Below are 17,971 nucleotides of genomic sequence, written 5' to 3' on the forward strand. Positions count from 1 at the left end.
AACAAACAAGGCCATCATGCCCTCAAAACTCAACTTAATGTCGACCTATGCCTTGCTGGTCTTTATCTGGTCAACGACGCCACTCGCTATTGTTTGGAGTGTGGCAGATCTGCACAGCTTATGGGCCCTCGCATTGCGCTTTTTTATTGCTCTGCCTTTAGCCGCAATGCTGATGCTGATCCTGCGCACGAAACTGCCTTTGAATGCGCTGTCAATTCACAGCTATGTGGCGGGCGCATGCAGTTTCATCGGTTCACAAATTTTCACCTATTTGGCGACGGCCTATCTCAGTTCAGGCATTATTGCTTTAATGTTCGGCCTTGCGCCGATTATTACCGGATTAATCGGTTTTTTTGTGTTCAAAATCCGCCTCCGGCGCATGCAATGGCTGGGTATGCTGATTGCTGTTGGCGGGCTAGGGATTATTTGCATTGGCGGCAGTGAGCATCATGTACAGCCCATCGGAATTGCGTTGATGCTGCTGAGCGTATTCATTTATTGCGCTTCAATTTTTTGGGTGAAAAAGGTGAATGCGCCGCTTGAGCCGATGGCGCAGGCGACTGGTTCAATACTGGTGTCGGCGCTATTTGCACTATGCCTGCTGCCGTTTATCTGGTCTTATGCGCCAACAGAAATGCCGGGCGCCAGATCGCTGTTTGGATTGGCGTATGCGGTAGTCATGGCGTCGCTGGTGGCGATGTTCTGCTATTTTAAATTGGTGAAAAATGTTCAGGCGACCACACTGTCTTTAACCACAGTCCTGACGCCGATGATTGCGATGCTGGTTGGCGCGCTGCTGAATGATGAAAAAATCACCATTATGGTGTTTGTGGGAGCCGCTGTGCTGCTGACGGGCCTGTTTGTATATTTTTATCAGGATTTTAAGGCGAGCAGAGCACTCGCCCAAAAAATTAAGGCTGAATAAAGCTTCAGTCCTTATGCTGGGTTAAAGAGACGCATTCTGAGAGTTTTACACGGTCTTGCGGATGCAGGGTAATAAAATAAGCCCCTGTGCGGTATTTGCCATTTTCTTCATGGCGGCTGTAAACCACTTGCGCAGTCGCGGCGATATGAAAGAAATTTTCGGGATGGCTGAGCGTGAGATGCAGGTAAGTGCCTTCTTGTATGGGATGCTCACTGAAAAAGCTTAAGCCGGTCTCTGAAAAATTCACATGTTCTGGAATAGGTAACATGCTTTGTACAATTGCATCATACAAAGATCCCGTAATCAGGTTTAACTTTTGATTAAATAAGGATAATATTCGAGCAATTTGTTGATCTTTCTCAGCTAATTGTTCTAATTCGTAGTTAAGCGCGTGATCAAATTGATCTAATTCTGCAAGTAGTAGAAAATAGCGCGGCAAGACAAAATTAGGATCGTAAGGATCATTCAGCGCTACATCATCAGAAATGATCTGATAATTGATCCTCAAGGCAGCATCGATGCGTGACATAACGCGGCGTTCCGTGTTTCCGCTTTGATGCTGTAAATTTTCCATAATTATTACCTCGGACTAGATGGTTATGTTTAAACCAATCTCGCTGTATATAGGGTTGAGATACACTCGCGCACGGCGCAGTAACCACTTTATTTCTTTTATTGCTCTGGTTTCGATGATCGGCCTTACCCTAGGTGTAGCTGTACTCATTACCGTGTTATCCGTGATGAATGGTTTTGACCGAGAACTGAAAAACCGCGTCTTGGGAATGATACCTCAAGCCACTGTTTCTTCAACACAAATTTTAACAAATTGGCCGGAACTTGCAAAGAAAATTGAGCATCATGAGCATGTGCAAGGCGTAGCGCCGTTTACGCAGCTTCAGGGCATGCTGACAGCGCAAGGCCAGGTCTCTGGGGTAATGGTCACGGGGATAGAACCGGAGTACGAAAAAAAGGTTTCGATTATTCAAGACCATATGGTTGAAGGCAGCATTGATAATCTGAAAAAAGGCGAATTCGGCATTGTGCTGGGCAAGCAATTGACAGATGCATTAGGCCTGGGCTTGAATGACAGCATCACTTTGGTTTTACCGGAAGCGACACCGTCACCTGCGGGTGTTGTGCCGCGCTTTAAGCGCTTTAAAATTGTCGGCATTTTCAGTATTGGCGCCGAAGTGGATTCAATGATGGGCTATATTGCCCTGAATGATGCTTCGACCTTGCTTCGCCTGCCGGATGGCGCGCAAGGCATCCGCATGAAGCTGGATGATATTTTTGCAGCGCCGCAGGTGTCTCAGGAAATTGTCCGCGACTTGCCCGCCAATTTTTATGCATCTGACTGGACCTATACGCACGGCAATCTGTTCAGCGCGATTCAGATGGAAAAAGCGATGGTCAGCCTATTGCTGTTCCTGATTGTTTTAGTGGCGGCATTTAATATTGTGTCTTCGCTGGTGATGGTGGTGACTGATAAAAAATCGGATATTGCAATTTTACGGACATTGGGCGCATCGCCTGCAACCATTACCCGAATCTTTATGGTGCAGGGAACGGTGATTGGCGTGATTGGCACGGTCTCTGGCGCTATCTTAGGCATTATCGCCGCATCCAGCATCAGCAGCGTGGTGGGCTGGCTCAACACGAGCCTAGGCTTGAATATGTTTGATGCATATTTTATTAACTATTTGCCCTCTTATTTGCGCTGGCAGGATGTGCTGATTATTGTGACCTTGTCATTCGGCTTAAGTTTTATTGCAACGATTTATCCTGCTTTCCGCGCAGCGAAAATTCAGCCAGCGGAGGCATTGCGTTATGAGTAATGTAATTTTAGATGCGCAAAATATTACTAAATCCTTTACCGACGGCAAATCTTCTGTTGATGTGATCCGCGGTTTATCACTGCAGGTCAAGGCAGGAGAGTTTGTTTCGATCGTCGGTTCCAGCGGCTCAGGCAAAAGCACCTTGCTGCATGTTCTCGGCGGTTTAGACCGTCCCACGTCTGGTCAGGTGATGATTAACGGCCAGCGCTTTGACACCTTAGGTGAGGCAGAGCGAGGCTATATCCGCAATGAGCATTTGGGCTTTGTCTACCAGTTCCATCATTTGCTCCCTGAATTCAGCGCGCTGGAAAATGTAGCCATGCCGCTGATGCTGCGCAAAGGCGCTTCGTATAAAGACGTGAAAAAGCAGGCTGAATATTTGCTTGAACGCGTAGGCTTATCTCACCGCTTAACGCATAAGCCAGGGGAGCTTTCCGGCGGCGAGCGCCAGCGCGTGGCTCTAGCCCGCGCATTGGTGACAAAGCCGAAGTTAATGATGGCGGATGAACCGACAGGCAATTTAGACCGCAAAACAGCGGTGAAAATTTTTGAGCTGCTGACCGAGCTGCGTAAAGAATTCAACATGGCGATGCTGATTGTTACCCATGATGAATACTTAGCGCAGTCGGCAGATGCTGTTCTGCATATGCAGGATGGCCTCTGGGTTGAAAAAGCCTAATTCATTTGAACTTTACGCTATAGATTGAAGCCCGCCTTGGCGGGCTTTATTATTGCGCGCAATAAAGCAAAAAATAGAATAGAAAATGCTGCAATGGTTTTGCCTTGGCTGGATTTTGGGCGTTTCCTGTATGGGCGCAATGTGGCTCAATCCTCAAGTGAGTTTTTGGACTGCGGTCAGTGCTGCGGCTATTTGGCTGATCGTGCAGCGCATGATGCATTCGTTCATTCAGCTTCAAAGCCTATTACTCAAAATTTTGAATATCAGCCTGAGTATGCTGCTGGCTGCATATTTAGGATTTGGCTATACCAATAGCCAATTAGATCAGCGCCTTATGCAAGTGGAGCATAAGCCGGAATCCAGAGAGTTGCTTGTTTATATAGAACGTTTAAACGAGCTGAGTGATCGAAGCGTCCAGCAAAAAGTTTCTGTGCTGCACTCGAATGGCTCAGTAAACGCTAAGCCGCCGCTGCAATATTTGGCCTATATTCCATTGGCGAATCTGCATTCAGCGCAGCAGGAGCTGCAATTAGGGCATTATTACCGATTGCGCGGTGAACTGAGGCCAGCGCAAAGTTATGCCAGCGCGGGGGCATTTGATCAGGAAAAATGGTATCTGCAGCAAAATATTGCTTCAGGATTCCGCGTTAAGCATATTGAGCCGCTGACCGAGCAGCAGATGTATGCCTTGGGTTATGCAGGCCATATCAGACAGCATCAGCACTGGGTTCATCAATTTCCGTTTTGGATAGAGAAACAGCGCTTAAATTTCAGGGTGTTTATTCAGCATCAGCCTTTGGGGCATAAAGGCTTGATGCTGGCTTTACTTACCGGCGATGAAAGCCTGCTCAGCAAAGAAACAAAAATGCAGTTTCAGCGTTTTGGCATGAGTCACTTGCTGGCGATTTCAGGCCCGCATGTGGTAATTTTTGCCATGATGGTCAGCTGGCTGCTGCAGCGCCTAATTGCGCGCTATAGGCCGCAGCTGTATTTAATGATGCCCAGACAGTATCTGCTGATTTTACCATTTTTAAGCTGCGTCTTTATGTATTGTCTGTTTGCCGGGTTTGAAATTCCAGCAGTGCGGACACTCATGATGTGCTGTTTAGGCAGCATGCTTTTGCTGCTGAAGCAAAAAATACAGCCGCTGAAATTAATGCTGCTGAGTGGTTCTTTGCTATTGCTGATGGATCCATTCAGCATTTTATCTGCAGCGTTTTGGCTGTCCTATGGCGCATGTTTTATCTTATTGCGCATTTATCAGACGCTGCAGCAACAGCAGTCCCAGCTTCAGCGGCAAACTGGCTGGAGGGCGAGGGCAATTTTATCATTGCGGTTATTGGCCGAATCGCAATGGAAAATCTTTCTAGCATTATTCCCGCTGATGGTTCTATTTTTTAAGCAGGTTTCATGGATTACTCCGCTCAGCAACATCGCGGCGATTCCTTGGCTTGGATTGATCGTTGTGCCTTTAGATATCGCGGCGGCGCTGAGCTATTATATTTCCGAGCGCATGGCTTCGCTGCTGTTTTTGCTGAACGATCAATGCCTGGCCGTGCTGCTGGCTTTTTTAGATGGGCTGGACACTTTATTCAGTCAGCACTGATGCCAGTGGCTATGACCGGAAATATGGTCTGGCTTTTGGCGCTGAGCCTGCTGATTCTGTTTCTGCCCAGAGGGGTCTTGCCAAAGAGCTGGGCAGTTTTAGGCCTGTTGGCGTTGGCATTGAAAAGTCTGATGCCGCATCCTTTCGAGCTGAATATTTTAGATGTTGGGCAAGGGCAGGCGATTTTTATCCGAGATCAGCATCATACGATGATGGTCGATATGGGAGGCAATCCCGACGAGGAAAAATTCAGTATCGGCAAGCAAATTATTTTGCCATTTCTTTCAGTGAATGCAGTCAGTGAATTGGATCAGCTGGTATTGACCCATCTGGATCAGGATCATAGCGGCGGCTATTTTTCAATTCAGCATGATTTGCCGATCCATCAGCTGACGTCCAGTGAGCGCCCAGAGATGCCGGCTCAAACCTCATTTGATTACTGCTATCAAGGACAGCGCTGGCAGTGGAATGATCAGCTCAGCATAGAGGTGCTTTCGCCAGCAAAGCCTCAGCTGGGCATGGCAGGGCGGAGCAAAAATGAAAACTCTTGTGTGCTGTATGTGCAGCTGAAGAATGCTGCGCCGTACCGGAGCTTTTTATTGATGGGGGATGCCGGCTGGGAAACGGAATTTCAGCTGATGCAGCAGTATCCAGATTTAAAAGCAGATGTGTTGATCTTAGGCCATCATGGCAGCCGCAACAGTTCAGCTTACGGATTTTTAAAAGCGCTGCAGCCGAAATTAGCGATTGCATCGGCAGGAAAATTTAACCGTTATGGGCATCCAAGCGCATTAACGCAAGCGCGGCTGTCGCAGCTGAATATTCCGCTGCTGACGACGAGTCAGCTGGGAAACATTCAATTTCTGCAGCAGGATGGAAAAATTCATCTTCATTTTGCAAGGGATCAATGGAAGTGGCTGCGCAGGGATTAGTTGGCAGCAGGAGCAGAAGCGTTTCCTGTTAAATCTGCAGCCGCCATGTTTTTTTCTGCCGCTGTTTCATTTCGGATTTTTTGCGCCAGGGCTACAGCCTCATGCATGGGCAGATGGTAAATGGAATCCGTGGCAGGACTGGCTTTAAAGCGTTTATAGCTCCAGTGATAATGTTCTGGATACTTTCGGATTAAGTCCTCTAAAGCTGTAAAAATAACCCTTGAGCCATCGTTCGCTGTGCCTTGATAGACTGCTTCATCGATGGGTTCGATATACATGTCAAAGCCATCGTTTGCATTGCGCAGGGCATATAGAAAAAGCGCTTTGGCTTTGGTTTTCTGAATCAGTTTGGCGCTTAAGTTGCTGGTGGCTAAGGGCAAGCCAAAATAAGGAATCATTTCACCGCCTGCATTTGGCGTATGGTCTGGCAAAATAACCGTAGTGCCGCCTTGCTTGAGCGCCTTAAAAATCTGCCGAACACCTGATTCATCCGTTGGCACTAAATGGGCCTGCTCGCGGCTGCGCGCATCGCGGACAAAGGCATCAGCGGTTGGGTTTTTCACAGGCTTATACATGATGGTCATCTGAGTGTACTGGGCAAACCATGCATTCATGATTTCCCAAGTGCCAAAGTGAGGCACAATCAAGACCAGGCCTTTATTTTCAGCCAAAGCGTCATGAAAATACTGTTCACCGTAAACATGGTGAATACGTGAAAGATTTTTTTGATTGCTGGATCCCCAAATGCTGAAAAATTCAAAATAGGAAAGTAATTCATTGCGGATGGCCTGAGCCGTAATTTGTTCGCGCTGCTGCTCACTGAGTTCTGGCAATGCCAGCTGCAGATTCAATCGAATGGTTTCTGATGTTTTTGAAATGTTTAAAGCATTGACTAAACCTGCAAGCGCTTTTGCAATAAAACGAGAAAATTGAATAGGTTGACGGCTGATAAATTTCAATAGTCGATACGTTGTATTCTGCGGATTCTGTTCGGTCATTGCGTGTAATCAATAATGCAAAAAGAAAATAGTGAATTTATTATAGGATAAAATACTATGTTTAGACAGTTTAGGTACTTTCAGTGTATATAATGAGGTACTTCTTAACTGTTTTATTGGATTTTTTATGTCCGATTGGCCACCAAAACCTGAAAACGAAACACAAAATACGCAACAGAATAGTCAACTGCCATTAGGCAAACAGCAGCCAACCGGCAATGAGTGGAAACTGCTTGAAAAAGTGGTTTTAGCTTCGGTTGTAGAGCAGCGCCGCGCCCGCCGCTGGGGAATTTTCTTTAAGTTTTTAACTTTTGCCTACATTTTATTTATCTTGGTTGCTTTAGGGAAAAGCTGCAGTACAGCATCGACAGATGATGTGGGATCAATTGGTTCGCACATTGCTGTGGTCGATATAGTAGGGACAATTGCTGCAGATAAGCAAAGCGTCAACAGCACAAATACCATCCGTTCTTTGAAAAAAGCATTTGAAAATAAGCAAAGCAAAGCAGTGGTGCTGAATATTAATTCACCAGGCGGTTCGCCTGTTCAGTCAGATGAAATTTGGCAAGAAATTCAGTATCTGAAAAAACAGCATACGGATAAAAAAATCTATGCAGTGATTGGTGATACAGGCGCTTCGGGTGCATATTACATTGCATCTGCAGCAGATGAAATCATTGTCAATCCATCAAGCTTAGTGGGTTCAATTGGCGTGATCATGCCGAATTACGGTGTGAATGGCTTAATGCAAAAATTAGGCGTTGAAGACCGCACCATGACGTCGGGGGAAAACAAAGCGATTTTATCCATGACGCAGCCAGTAGATCCTGCGCAAAAAGCGCATGTTCAGGGCGTACTGGATAATGTGCATGATCATTTTATCAATGCTGTAAAACAAGGCCGCGGCAAAAAGCTGAAATCCAATGATCCGGCGATTTTCTCCGGTTTGTTCTGGACTGGCGAGCAAGCGGTTAAACTGGGTATTGCAGACCGTGTCGGCAGTTTAAATACCTTAAAGCGTGAACTGAAAACTGATAAAGCAGTGAACTACACAATTGAATACAGCCCATTTGATTCGGTTCTTGGCCGTATGGGGTCTTCAATCGGTCAAGGTTTTGCTTCATCACTTTCACAGCAAGTTCAGTCTGAAAATCAAACAAAATTGCAATGAAACCATTAATTCACTTTGCGCACGCCAATGGCGTACCATCAAAAGTTTATCAAAAGCTGTTTGATCTGCTGAGCGATGAATACGACGTTATTTATGTGCCTTTGCTCGGGCCAGACAAGCGCTATCCGATTGATAATCACTGGGAGAGCTTGACGCAGCATGCAATAGACAGCATTGTGCGGCAAGCCAATGGCAGAAAAGTCATCGGCCTTGGGCATTCGCTAGGCGCAGTGCTGAGTTTTCAGGCGGCTTTAGCGCGTCCTGAATTGTTTGAGCAGGTGATTATGCTGGACCCGCCATTGATCATGGGGAAAGAGTCTTTGGCATTGCATATTGCGAAGACGCTTAAACTGAAAGCAGTGGATCAGATGTCTCCAGCATCTTTGTCATTGCGGCGCCGTGACCATTGGGAAAGCCGTGAACAGGCGGCAGAATTGCTGCGTGCAAAAGGTTTTTATCAGTATTTTGATGCGGACTGTTTTCAAGCCTATATTGATCATGCATTAATGGATGATCGGGTGCGCGGCGGGGTTGAGCTGACCATTTCTAAAATGGATGAAGTCAAGATCTTTAGAACCAACCCCTCTTTGTGGTGGCTGCCGCAGCCTAAACCTGCGGTGCCTGCGCATTATGTGGCGGCGGAAAATGGTCCATTTATTGGGCATGGCTTTCCGCAAATGGTGAAAAAGAAATTTGGCATTCCGTACACTGTTGCTCAGGGTAGTCATATGTTCCCATTGGAACAGCCAGCAGAAACTGTGAAGTTGATCAAAGACTTAATTAAACTTAATAATGTTCGATCTTAAGTTTTTAAAAATCGTTATGTTAAAAAAGCACTCCATTGAGTGCTTTTTTATAAAGTAGGTCGTTAAATTTAACAATTACTTCGTATTTTCAAATTTCAAAATAACATTGTTATTGGTGTCTAAAAATTTCAGCTCATCTTTAGAAGCATCATAATGAGTGACTTGGTTCAATGCTTGATTAAAGCTTTGAGGAATGTTTGTTGCGGTCAAACAGGCTTTTTGTGTTGATGCAAGGTTGGAAAATTGGATTTTAGTGTTTTGTACAGCATATCCACCCATGAATCGATTACAGCCATCCGATCCGCTGACACGGGTATTGTCGAAAGAAATACTCGGTACATTTGAATTAGCAGGATCAGCTTCAAGCTTCACGCCTTGAATTTCACTTGCAACCCAGTTTTTGTTTTGTAGCTTATCTAAATTACGGTCAGTGGCTGGATTTTGTGTCGTAGCACAACCAACCATCGCTAATGTTATACATGCACAAGTGGTGATTTTGATGGTTTTTAACATGTGATTTTCTCCGCATTTAAAGGGATGTCATAATTTCTAAAGTTTTATCAGCTTATATTTTTAATGATGTGGAAACGATTCAATTAACGAAAAAAAACATATTCATCATAAATTTTTAATATTTTAAACAACGTATTTTTTTCATTTATTTTTTAAGCATATGCTGAGTCGATTCAGGTGCAAAAACAAAAAACGCATCCGAAGATGCGTTCATTATTAAATTTTATAATTGCTTAGAGCTTGCAGAATTGTACAGGTTCTTTCATAGCCTGACCACGGTACAGTACACCGTGTTCAGTATGCTGGATCGTGCCGTTGCATATCCATTCAGCGACTTGCGGATAAATCACATGCTCAAGCACATGAACACGATTTGCCAAGGTATGTGCATTATCATGTCCATTCACTTTCAGCACGCCTTGCGCAAGCGCTTGGCCTGCATCCAGCTCTGCAGTAACATAATGCACCGTACAGCCATGCAGTGTGTCGCCGGTATTCAGGACGCGTTGATGCGTATGCATGCCTTTATAATTTGGCAATAGGGAAGGGTGGATGTTAATCATTTTACCTTCCCATGCTTTGACAAACTGCGCACTTAAAATGCGCATGAAGCCAGCTAAAATCACCAAATCAGCATCCCATTCCAGCAATTGCTGATGCATGACATCATCAAAGGCTTCGCGGTTTGGATATTGCTTGTGTTCAATCACTGCAGTTGGAATGTCTGCATTTTGAGCGCGCTTTAAAGCATAAGCTTCAGGCTTATTGGAAATTACTCCGACAATTTTCCCTGAAAGATTGGCATCAATCAGGGCTTGCAGGTTGCTTCCGCTGCCTGAAACAAGAACAGCAATTTTAGTCATGAAAAGTGCTTATGCAAAAATCACACGGATTTTTTCGTCAGCGCCTTCTACTGATGCTGCATTGTCTTGGATTTTACCCATTTTCCAAGCTTTTTCGCCTTGAGCAGTCAAAACTTCAATCGTTTTATCCGCATCAGCTGCATCAACAACAAGCACCATGCCTACGCCGCAGTTAAATGTGCGGTACATTTCGAATTGTTCAACACCGCCTTCTTTTTGAAGCAGTTTGAACAGTTCTGGCCATTCCCAAGAAGACTCATTGACAACAGCTTGAGCGCCATTCGGCAGAACGCGCGGAAGGTTGCCTGGCAAGCCGCCGCCAGTGATGTGCGCCATGGCGTGAACATCGACTTGCTTAAGCAGCTCAAGAATTGGCTTGACATAAATGCGTGTCGGTTCCATTGCTGTATCAGCAAGTGGGCGGCCATCAACAATTTGAGTCAGGTCAACGTTTTTAACGTCTAAAATTTTACGAAGAAGAGAGTAGCCATTAGAGTGCGCGCCGCTTGATGCAACACCAATTAAAACGTCATCCGCTTTAACCTTAGTGCCGTCAATAATTTTGCTTTGCTCCACAACACCTACGCAGAAACCTGCAAGGTCATAGTCGTCACCTTCATACATGCCTGGCATTTCAGCAGTTTCACCGCCAACCAATGCACAGCCTGAAAGCTCACAGCCTTTGCCAATGCCAGTGACAACATTTGCAGCAACATCTACGTTTAAGTGGCCAGTCGCATAATAGTCAAGGAAGAATAATGGCTCTGCACCGCAGACAAGAAGATCGTTTACACACATTGCAACCAAATCTTGACCAATCGTGTCATGACGGTTTAAGTTCAATGCTAAACGTAATTTTGTACCAACACCGTCTGTGCCAGATACGAGAACAGGTTCTTCATAACCTTTAGGAATTTTACAAAGAGCGCCGAAGCCGCCTAATCCGCCCATTACTTCAGGGCGTGCAGTACGTTTCGCGACAGATTTGATGCGATCGACTAACGCGTCGCCCGCTTCAATATCGACACCTGCATCTTTATAGCTTAAACCAGTGTTTGGGGTAGAAGTTGAGTTGCTCATAATGAAGTCTCCGCATTCGCGGGGCGATTATACCTGAATATACGAAACACATATGTTATTTATGCGCTAAAATGCTATCTTTACTGAAATATTTTTTATCTCTATAACGATTAAACTGAAAAAAGGGCGAATTTTTATGGTTGATAAAACCTTACGTCGCATTTTTATTATTGCAGGCATAGTGCTGATCCTTTGGGTACTGTACCTTTTGAAGCCGGTTGTGCTTCCTTTTATTGTTGCCTTTTTAGTTGCCTATTTATTCAGTCCGCTTGTGAATAAGCTGCATGGCATCGGTTTGCCGCGCTGGCTGTCTATCAGCATTGTATTTGTCGGCATCGGGCTGGTGCTGACATGGGCGATGTGGTACTTGGTGCCGCTTGTCTGGCAGCAGCTGATGTATGCCAAGACCAGCATTCCGGCAGGTATTCACTGGGTGAATTACACCTTTTTGCCTTGGCTGTCCCACACCTTTAATCTAATGCCGATGGAAATAGACACTGAACAAATGTCTAAAGCCATTATGGATTACATTCAAACCAATTACAGCGCCGACAGCATACAGGCGGTGCTGCTGAAGGTTGCGCAATCAGGCCTGAACTTTATCCAGATTGGCGGTACGGTTGTTCTTATTCCCATCATCGCTTTCTATTTTCTGCTGGATTGGGAGCGCATGCTTGAAAGTTTCCGCAGATTAATCCCTCGCCCTTATGAAAAAAGCACCTTGAAAATTGTGAGTGAATGCCACAGTGTTCTGGGCGCTTTTGTCAAAGGCCAGTTTCTGGTGATGTTTTTACTGGGCGTGGTTTATGCCGTCGGCTTGCAGATCATCGGCATCGAAGTCGGGCTGATTATTGGCATGATTGCAGGCCTTGCCAGCATTATTCCTTATCTTGGCTTTGCCGTCGGCATTATTGCTGCCGTCATCGCGACACTGTTCCAGTTTGGGCTGGATTGGATGCAGCTGTTTTTAGTGCTGGTTGTCTTTATGATTGGCCAGGCTGTGGAAGGCTATATTTTGCAGCCCTTCCTGCTGGGCGATAAAATTGGACTTTCACCTGTGGCTGTGGTTTTTGCCGTTTTGGCAGGCGCGCAGCTGGCCGGATTTTTAGGCATGCTGATCGCATTGCCGGTTGCCGCCATCATTGTCGTGCTGCTTCGCCATGTGCGTGAATACTATGAGCGCAGCCAGCTGTATGGCTCAGATGCGGTTGTGGCGCATGCCGGAAATGCAGGTTCAATTTCGATTGAAACCGAGCAGGCTAATGTTGATATTGAGTTCAAAGAAACTGCAGCAAAAACTCTGCAAGATCCTGAAAAATCGAGTAAGATCGATGCATCAGAAAATAAAGATTTATAAGGCCCGTATAGATATATGCGTCAATTGCAGTTAGATATTGAACCTCAGCTGGATGCCCGGATCAGTGATTTTTCTGGGCCAGGCTGGGGACATGTCATTGATGGCGTGCGTCAGCTGCATGCGGGCTTAATGAACCGTTTTTATATCTATGGCGGTGCGGGAACCGGTAAAAGCCATTTGCTTTCCGCAATTTGTGACTCGTATTTAGAAATTGGCAAATCAGCAATTAAAGTTTCTTTATTAGAGCTTTTGGATGCGCCAACAGAAGCCATTACCTCGCTCGATCAATACGATTTAGTCGCTTTAGATGATATTGAAGCAATCAGTGGCGTGCCGCATTGGCAAAAAGCAGTTTTTCATTTAATCAATTACAATAATGAAGGCGGCGGGCAACTGGTCTTTTCATCCCGTTTTGCGCCAATTGAACTGAAATTGGAACTTCCGGATTTGCAGTCCCGCTTGACTCAGGCGGTCAGCGTTAAAGTGCCGAATGGCAGCTTATATGCGGACAGGCAGGCTTTGGTTTTATCTGTGCTTTCGCGCAGAGGCATCCATATCGATCAGCAAATTGTTGACTATTTATTATTGCACGGCCCGCATCAAGCCTCGATTTTACTGCAGACTTTAGAGCAGCTGATTCAGCTGCTGAAAGGGGAGAAAACCAAGCTCAGCAATGCCGCTTTACGGCAGATTTATGCGCTGATTGATGAATATCGATAAACTGTAAAAAATCTTGAGTAATTACTCAAGCTATGACAAAGTACACAAAATAATTCGATGCTGCAGGGAATTTGCGGCTAAAGAATAAAAAAGAAATAAAAAGATACAAGGAGAAGGTTATGCTCAAACGGAGCATAGGCATAGGTATGCTGTGTGTTGCAGGGCATGCTTACAGTGCTGATATTAATATTACGACGACAGAAGATGTTGTAAAGGATGACACCGAGTGTTCACTTCGCGAAGCCATTGAGTATTTAAATATTCCTGCAGACGACCGGCCAGAAGCAGGCTATATGGGGTGCGGCGGCACAGGCGCGTCGACAAATATTTTACTGGAAGCAAAGAAAGAATATAAAGTTAAGTCCCCGCTTTATATCAAAACTGCATTGCTCATCCGTACGGATTACTCAACCAATGTCACAGATGAAGTGGCGGAAGGGATGAATAATGCGACGCTGAAAATGACTGGCGCATCAAACCTCTTTGTCATTGATGATGCGAACAATCAATCCAGCGCATTAATTACCTTTAAAGAACTGACTTTGGCGGGATGCGGCGTTCAAAAATGCGCTGATAAAGGCGGCTTAATCTATAATAACGAACGCCTGCAGTTAAATACCGTTAAATTATCAGGCGGCTGGGCGGATCAGGGCGGTGCAATTTATAATCTAGGCGTCAATAGTGATTACCCTGCTTATGCCAGTACAGTAGAAATATTAAATAGCCTTTTTGAAAAAAATAAGGCCGCAGAAGGCGGAATTATTTACACGCAAGCGCCCGCTTTGTTTATTACACGATCAGTTTTCCGCGATAACGAAACCGCCGCTGCGGCTTCAGCCAATATCTATGCGGCTCAGGGGCTGAGCGATGAAAAATTGGTGTCATTTCCTTTAAGCATGTACAAAATTTCGAACAGTACTTTTTTCAGCAACAAAGGTGCTGTTGCAAATGTCACTGATGGAATGGGCTTGAACAATTTAACCATGGTCGCCAATGGTTCAGGCTTGATTTTGAATGCGCCAAAAGCCAAAGCATATATCAGCAATAGTATTTTGATTGGCAACCCTTATCCTGTAATTACAGGCGGGAGTGACTGCCGCTTTGAATCGGGCGATCAAAGTGTTCTGTGGAACAATTTAGTTTCTCCGGTTTGCGGTACTGGAAATGTATCTTATCCAAATGGTATTTGGAAGGGAACACAGCTATTTGCTGGATCAAATGTGGAAGGTGAATGCGCATCTTTAAAAGATGATACAACGGCATTGCTTTGCCCTTACCGCACAGTCGAAAAAGCTTTTACAGGCTATTTCCGCCCGCGTATTTTATTGTCTTATAACAGTATTGCAGACTCATTGATCGTCAATAAAGGGCTTAAATCAAATGGAAAGGATGCCTTTGTTACGTGTGAAGCATCTGATCAGCGGAGCGTAAACCGTGATGCCGATCCGGCTACTTGCGACCGTGGCGCCATAGAAATTGTCGTGCCTACGGCTACAAGTTTAGCAGGTCAGGATATTTTAGTTGGGGACGTCGCTAAAATTTCGATTGCTGATTATCTTGGAGACAGTGATTTAATGCCTAAGGAAGAATGCGAACGCTTATTAGGTAAAAATCCAACTGGAGTAGCATGGAAAGACGGGTGTATTCAAGTTGTGCAGCGTGAAACGCCATCTAAGGGCTCATTGACCATCGACCTGCAGGGCAACTTGGTTTATACGCCCAATGGTGCATGGCGCGGCGCGGATATGTTTACGATCCGGGTAGTCACCTCTTCTACAAGCTTTAACTCAAGCAATAAACCGTATATGGAAATTAATATTAACGTGGTTCAAGAAACTGAAAATACAATGGAAAGTAAGACAGTTGAAACATCTGGCGGTTCATTTGGATTCTTGAGTGTATTTGCACTTTTAGGTTTAGCAGGATTGCGACGCTATAAAAAATCATAGGGATAGGTATCCATGAAAAATTATAAAAAAGCTCTGTTAGCGCTTATGGTGATAGCGGCAATGCCGTTAATGGCTTCGCAGAGCGACATTATTTATGTCAATACTTTTGATGATGAAAATGGTGTAAATCCAGCTAAGTGTTCTTTAAGGGAAGCCATCCAAACAGCAGCCGAAAATAAAGGCATAGGCGGTTGTACGGCAGGCAATACCTTAGTTGGACAAAAAGACTATATTCAGCTGGAAGCAGGAACATATAAGCTGAATCAAGAGCTTAAGCCGGCTTCGCAAGTGTTTATTTTGGGTAAAACGGCTGCCGATTGGGAAAAGAAAAGCCCATTGACCAATGATTATCCATTAATAGGAGCGCTCAAAACAAAAATTGATGGCCAAAACAAGACGCGTCTCTTTAATACCGTTGAAAGCGAAGCTACATTAGTTTTGAGTAATGTTGAATTAACCAATGGCTATTCAGCAAATGACGGCGGCGCGCTTTTTATTGGCGGCGCCTTAACGCTAGACGCAAGTGCAATTACCTCGTCTGTGTCAGATAAAAGCGGCGGCGCAATATATCTGGTTCCTGATAAAGGCGAAAAGACGGTTACGGTTAATCAGACGCTATTGCAAGGGAATGATGCTAAACAGGGCAGTGTTTTTGCCATGGACTGTGAAGCGAATTTGCTGAATACTAAAGCTGTTATTACTGTGTCTGGCAGCAGTATTGTGAAAAATGGCTTAGTGAAAGATAGTTCCAGTACGGTTGATGTGTGTGGAAATTCAAGTGTTGCCTTAAATACAAATACAATTGCCAAAAACCGTGCAAATACTGCCATCATCCATACAGCATCTTTTGTGAAACATCCATTAAGTGATAGCTCTATTATAAGCTTTGTTAGTAATACCATTGTAGAAAATCAGGCGCCAACGGCTTGGCTGTATGATGAAAATGGATCTAAATCATTGAACTATAATGTTTTAGCATTTAATAGCGGCAATGCGTGCAACTACAGAAGCAGTAACAATGTACTTATAGAAAAGGCATCGGTATGGGCTCAAAATAATGCCTTGGCGCTGACCGGCGCAAATGCGTGTATTTTACCGCCAGAGTCAGCGACTACAGATTTAAAAGTTGAAAACAATATTGATGTTGTGAGTATGAGTTTATCCAGCGTGCTTTCAAGTTATCAGGAAGCATCACAATATAATCTGTTCTTACCGCTGTATTATCCAAAACAAAATAATTCAGCAAACGATCTGATTGACCTTGAAAGAACAGGCTGTTCAAGTACAGACCAGCGCGGCTTAGCGAGAGTAGAAGACGGGACACTGACACTTGACCCGGCCAAGCGTAACTCTTGTGATATCGGTTCTGTTGAACGCATACGTTTAACGGCTGCCGATATTGTTAACTTAAGCAATATTTCTGCAGTGACATTAGTCGATGGCTTAAAAGCAGAAAAAGACCGCCTCAAAGCGTTGCTGGATAATTCCAGCACCAATAAAGACTATTTGGTAATGTATCAAGATGACTACAATACTGCATCTGATCTATTGAAATACACTCAGCAATATTTAGGTTATAGAACAGTATTTGTTGACCCGCTGAGTATGACGTTGCGTGAGGAAGAAGCTGTTCCGAACAGCAGCGCTCAATTAATCAAGCCGCTCAATGAAGAAAACTATGAGATTACGGTTGAATCGCTTGGCGTAGGTGTTCAAACAGGTGAAAATGCAACTATTGATTTGACTAAAATTGTGAAAGATTCAAATTTAATATGTGAGTGGAAGTCGGATCTTAAGCGCGCCATTATGTACCGTACCGATGGCAAGATAACGAATTCATCTGAAGCGGAATACTGCTCTTACGCCATTAAGGACAGAAACAGCGGTGTTGTCACCAAAGGCATAATGCAAGCCCGTTTTGTTAATATCGCGCCGATTGCTAAAGATGATACTTATGCAATTAGTTCTGATACCAATTTAGAAGTGACAGTAAACCCCTTAGAAAATGACTCAGATGACGGAGATGGTCCAAATTCAGTTTTGCCTGCAGGTAAATCTATTTGGCATCAGAATGCAGACGGTAAAAATACCCCGATTTATTTTAAAAGTATTCCTGCTGGTTTGAATTTTACAGCTGAATACAGCGGCCCTTGCCCTGGCGGTGATGTGCGCAATGTCTGCTATGGCGGCAATATTAAGTTTTCGGTTAAGAATGCGTTCAGTCAATTCAGTTATCCAATTACCTATAAGGTTTATGATGTGGAAGGCGCCGAGTCGAATGAGGCCATCATCTATTTGCAAAACCAAGCGAAAAATACAAATGAAAGTTCCAGCGGCGGCGGTTCATCAAATGTCTTTGGTTTAATTGTTCTGGCTGGCCTTGTGGTATTCAGAATGCGTAAATTTACAAGACGCTAATTTTAAAAAACAAAAAGGCCTCTATTGATAGAGGCCTTTCTGTTGCTGAATTTTGATTATTGGGCGTTTAAGCGGTGGTTAGAAGGTTAGGTTGAGTACATAGCAGAACATTTTTCGCC

At 44.6% G+C, this 17,971-nt stretch carries 14 protein-coding genes and 1 pseudogene; 10 read left to right on the top strand and 5 right to left on the bottom strand.

Annotated features, from left to right (window positions below):
• Positions 1-16: 16 nt before the first annotated feature.
• Positions 17-925, top strand: coding sequence for a DMT family transporter (locus F941_RS05205; protein ID WP_005008628.1), 909 nt, complete (start codon positions 17-19; stop codon positions 923-925).
• 4 nt (positions 926-929) lie between these two features.
• Here F941_RS05205 and F941_RS05210 read toward each other — a convergent pair whose 3' ends face one another.
• The gene (locus F941_RS05210) at positions 930-1,499 is read right to left on the bottom strand and encodes a PilZ domain-containing protein (RefSeq protein WP_005008630.1); all 570 of its coding nucleotides are present in this window, start codon (positions 1,497-1,499) and stop codon (positions 930-932) included.
• A gap of 25 nt (positions 1,500-1,524) precedes the next feature.
• Between F941_RS05210 and F941_RS05215 the strand changes: the two genes are divergently transcribed.
• From F941_RS05215 to F941_RS05225, 3 genes and pseudogenes are all read left to right on the top strand, one after another.
• Positions 1,525-2,760 (top strand): lipoprotein-releasing ABC transporter permease subunit, encoded by a 1,236-nt coding sequence (locus F941_RS05215; RefSeq protein WP_005008632.1) that lies wholly within the window; start codon positions 1,525-1,527, stop codon positions 2,758-2,760.
• Positions 2,753-3,439, top strand: a complete 687-nt coding sequence (gene lolD / locus F941_RS05220; RefSeq protein WP_005008634.1) for a lipoprotein-releasing ABC transporter ATP-binding protein LolD — start codon at positions 2,753-2,755, stop codon at positions 3,437-3,439. The genes F941_RS05215 and lolD overlap by 8 nt, the downstream gene beginning before the upstream one ends.
• A gap of 85 nt (positions 3,440-3,524) precedes the next feature.
• Positions 3,525-5,977 (top strand): annotated as a pseudogene (locus F941_RS05225) (DNA internalization-related competence protein ComEC/Rec2).
• Here the strand turns inward: F941_RS05225 and F941_RS05230 are convergent.
• Positions 5,974-6,975: a lysophospholipid acyltransferase family protein gene (locus tag F941_RS05230; protein WP_005008639.1), complete on the bottom strand. Its 1,002-nt coding sequence runs from the start codon at positions 6,973-6,975 to the stop codon at positions 5,974-5,976. The pseudogene F941_RS05225 and the gene F941_RS05230 overlap by 4 nt on opposite strands.
• Positions 6,976-7,102: 127 nt before the next feature.
• On the opposite strand from F941_RS05230, the gene sppA reads away from it, so the two are divergent.
• Both sppA and F941_RS05240 read left to right on the top strand, forming a co-directional pair.
• A complete protein-coding gene (gene sppA, locus F941_RS05235) occupies positions 7,103-8,146 on the top strand; it encodes a signal peptide peptidase SppA (protein WP_005008641.1) in 1,044 nt (347 codons plus the stop codon).
• Positions 8,143-8,952 (top strand): alpha/beta fold hydrolase, encoded by an 810-nt coding sequence (locus F941_RS05240; RefSeq protein WP_005008644.1) that lies wholly within the window; start codon positions 8,143-8,145, stop codon positions 8,950-8,952. The genes sppA and F941_RS05240 overlap by 4 nt, the downstream gene beginning before the upstream one ends.
• 75 nt (positions 8,953-9,027) lie before the next feature.
• On the opposite strand, the gene F941_RS05245 is transcribed toward F941_RS05240, so the two are convergent.
• The 3 genes from F941_RS05245 to purM form a co-directional block, all read right to left on the bottom strand.
• On the bottom strand, positions 9,028-9,465 hold the full coding sequence (locus F941_RS05245) for an META domain-containing protein (RefSeq protein ID WP_005008646.1): 438 nt from the start codon (positions 9,463-9,465) through the stop codon (positions 9,028-9,030).
• 233 nt (positions 9,466-9,698) lie between these two features.
• Positions 9,699-10,328: a phosphoribosylglycinamide formyltransferase gene (gene purN, locus F941_RS05250; protein ID WP_005008649.1), complete on the bottom strand. Its 630-nt coding sequence runs from the start codon at positions 10,326-10,328 to the stop codon at positions 9,699-9,701.
• A 9-nt stretch (positions 10,329-10,337) separates the two neighbouring features.
• Entirely contained in the window at positions 10,338-11,408 is a 1,071-nt protein-coding gene (gene purM / locus F941_RS05255; RefSeq protein ID WP_005008650.1) for a phosphoribosylformylglycinamidine cyclo-ligase, read from the bottom strand.
• Positions 11,409-11,544: 136 nt separating this feature from the next.
• Between purM and cxpE the strand changes: the two genes are divergently transcribed.
• From cxpE to F941_RS05275, 4 genes are all read left to right on the top strand, one after another.
• A complete protein-coding gene (gene cxpE, locus F941_RS05260) occupies positions 11,545-12,765 on the top strand; it encodes a chloramphenicol efflux transporter CxpE (protein WP_005008656.1) in 1,221 nt (406 codons plus the stop codon).
• Positions 12,766-12,780: 15 nt separating this feature from the next.
• Positions 12,781-13,485, top strand: coding sequence for a DnaA regulatory inactivator Hda (gene hda, locus F941_RS05265; protein ID WP_005008657.1), 705 nt, complete (start codon positions 12,781-12,783; stop codon positions 13,483-13,485).
• Positions 13,486-13,604: 119 nt separating this feature from the next.
• Positions 13,605-15,434, top strand: a complete 1,830-nt coding sequence (gene rbtA, locus F941_RS05270; RefSeq protein WP_005008658.1) for a rhombotarget A — start codon at positions 13,605-13,607, stop codon at positions 15,432-15,434.
• Positions 15,435-15,446: 12 nt separating this feature from the next.
• Positions 15,447-17,852, top strand: coding sequence for a CSLREA domain-containing protein (locus F941_RS05275; protein WP_005008659.1), 2,406 nt, complete (start codon positions 15,447-15,449; stop codon positions 17,850-17,852).
• The last annotated feature ends 119 nt before the right edge of the window (positions 17,853-17,971 follow it).

It is taken from the genome of Acinetobacter bouvetii DSM 14964 = CIP 107468, from assembly GCF_000368865.1.
Taxonomy (GTDB): Bacteria; Pseudomonadota; Gammaproteobacteria; order Pseudomonadales; family Moraxellaceae; genus Acinetobacter; species Acinetobacter bouvetii.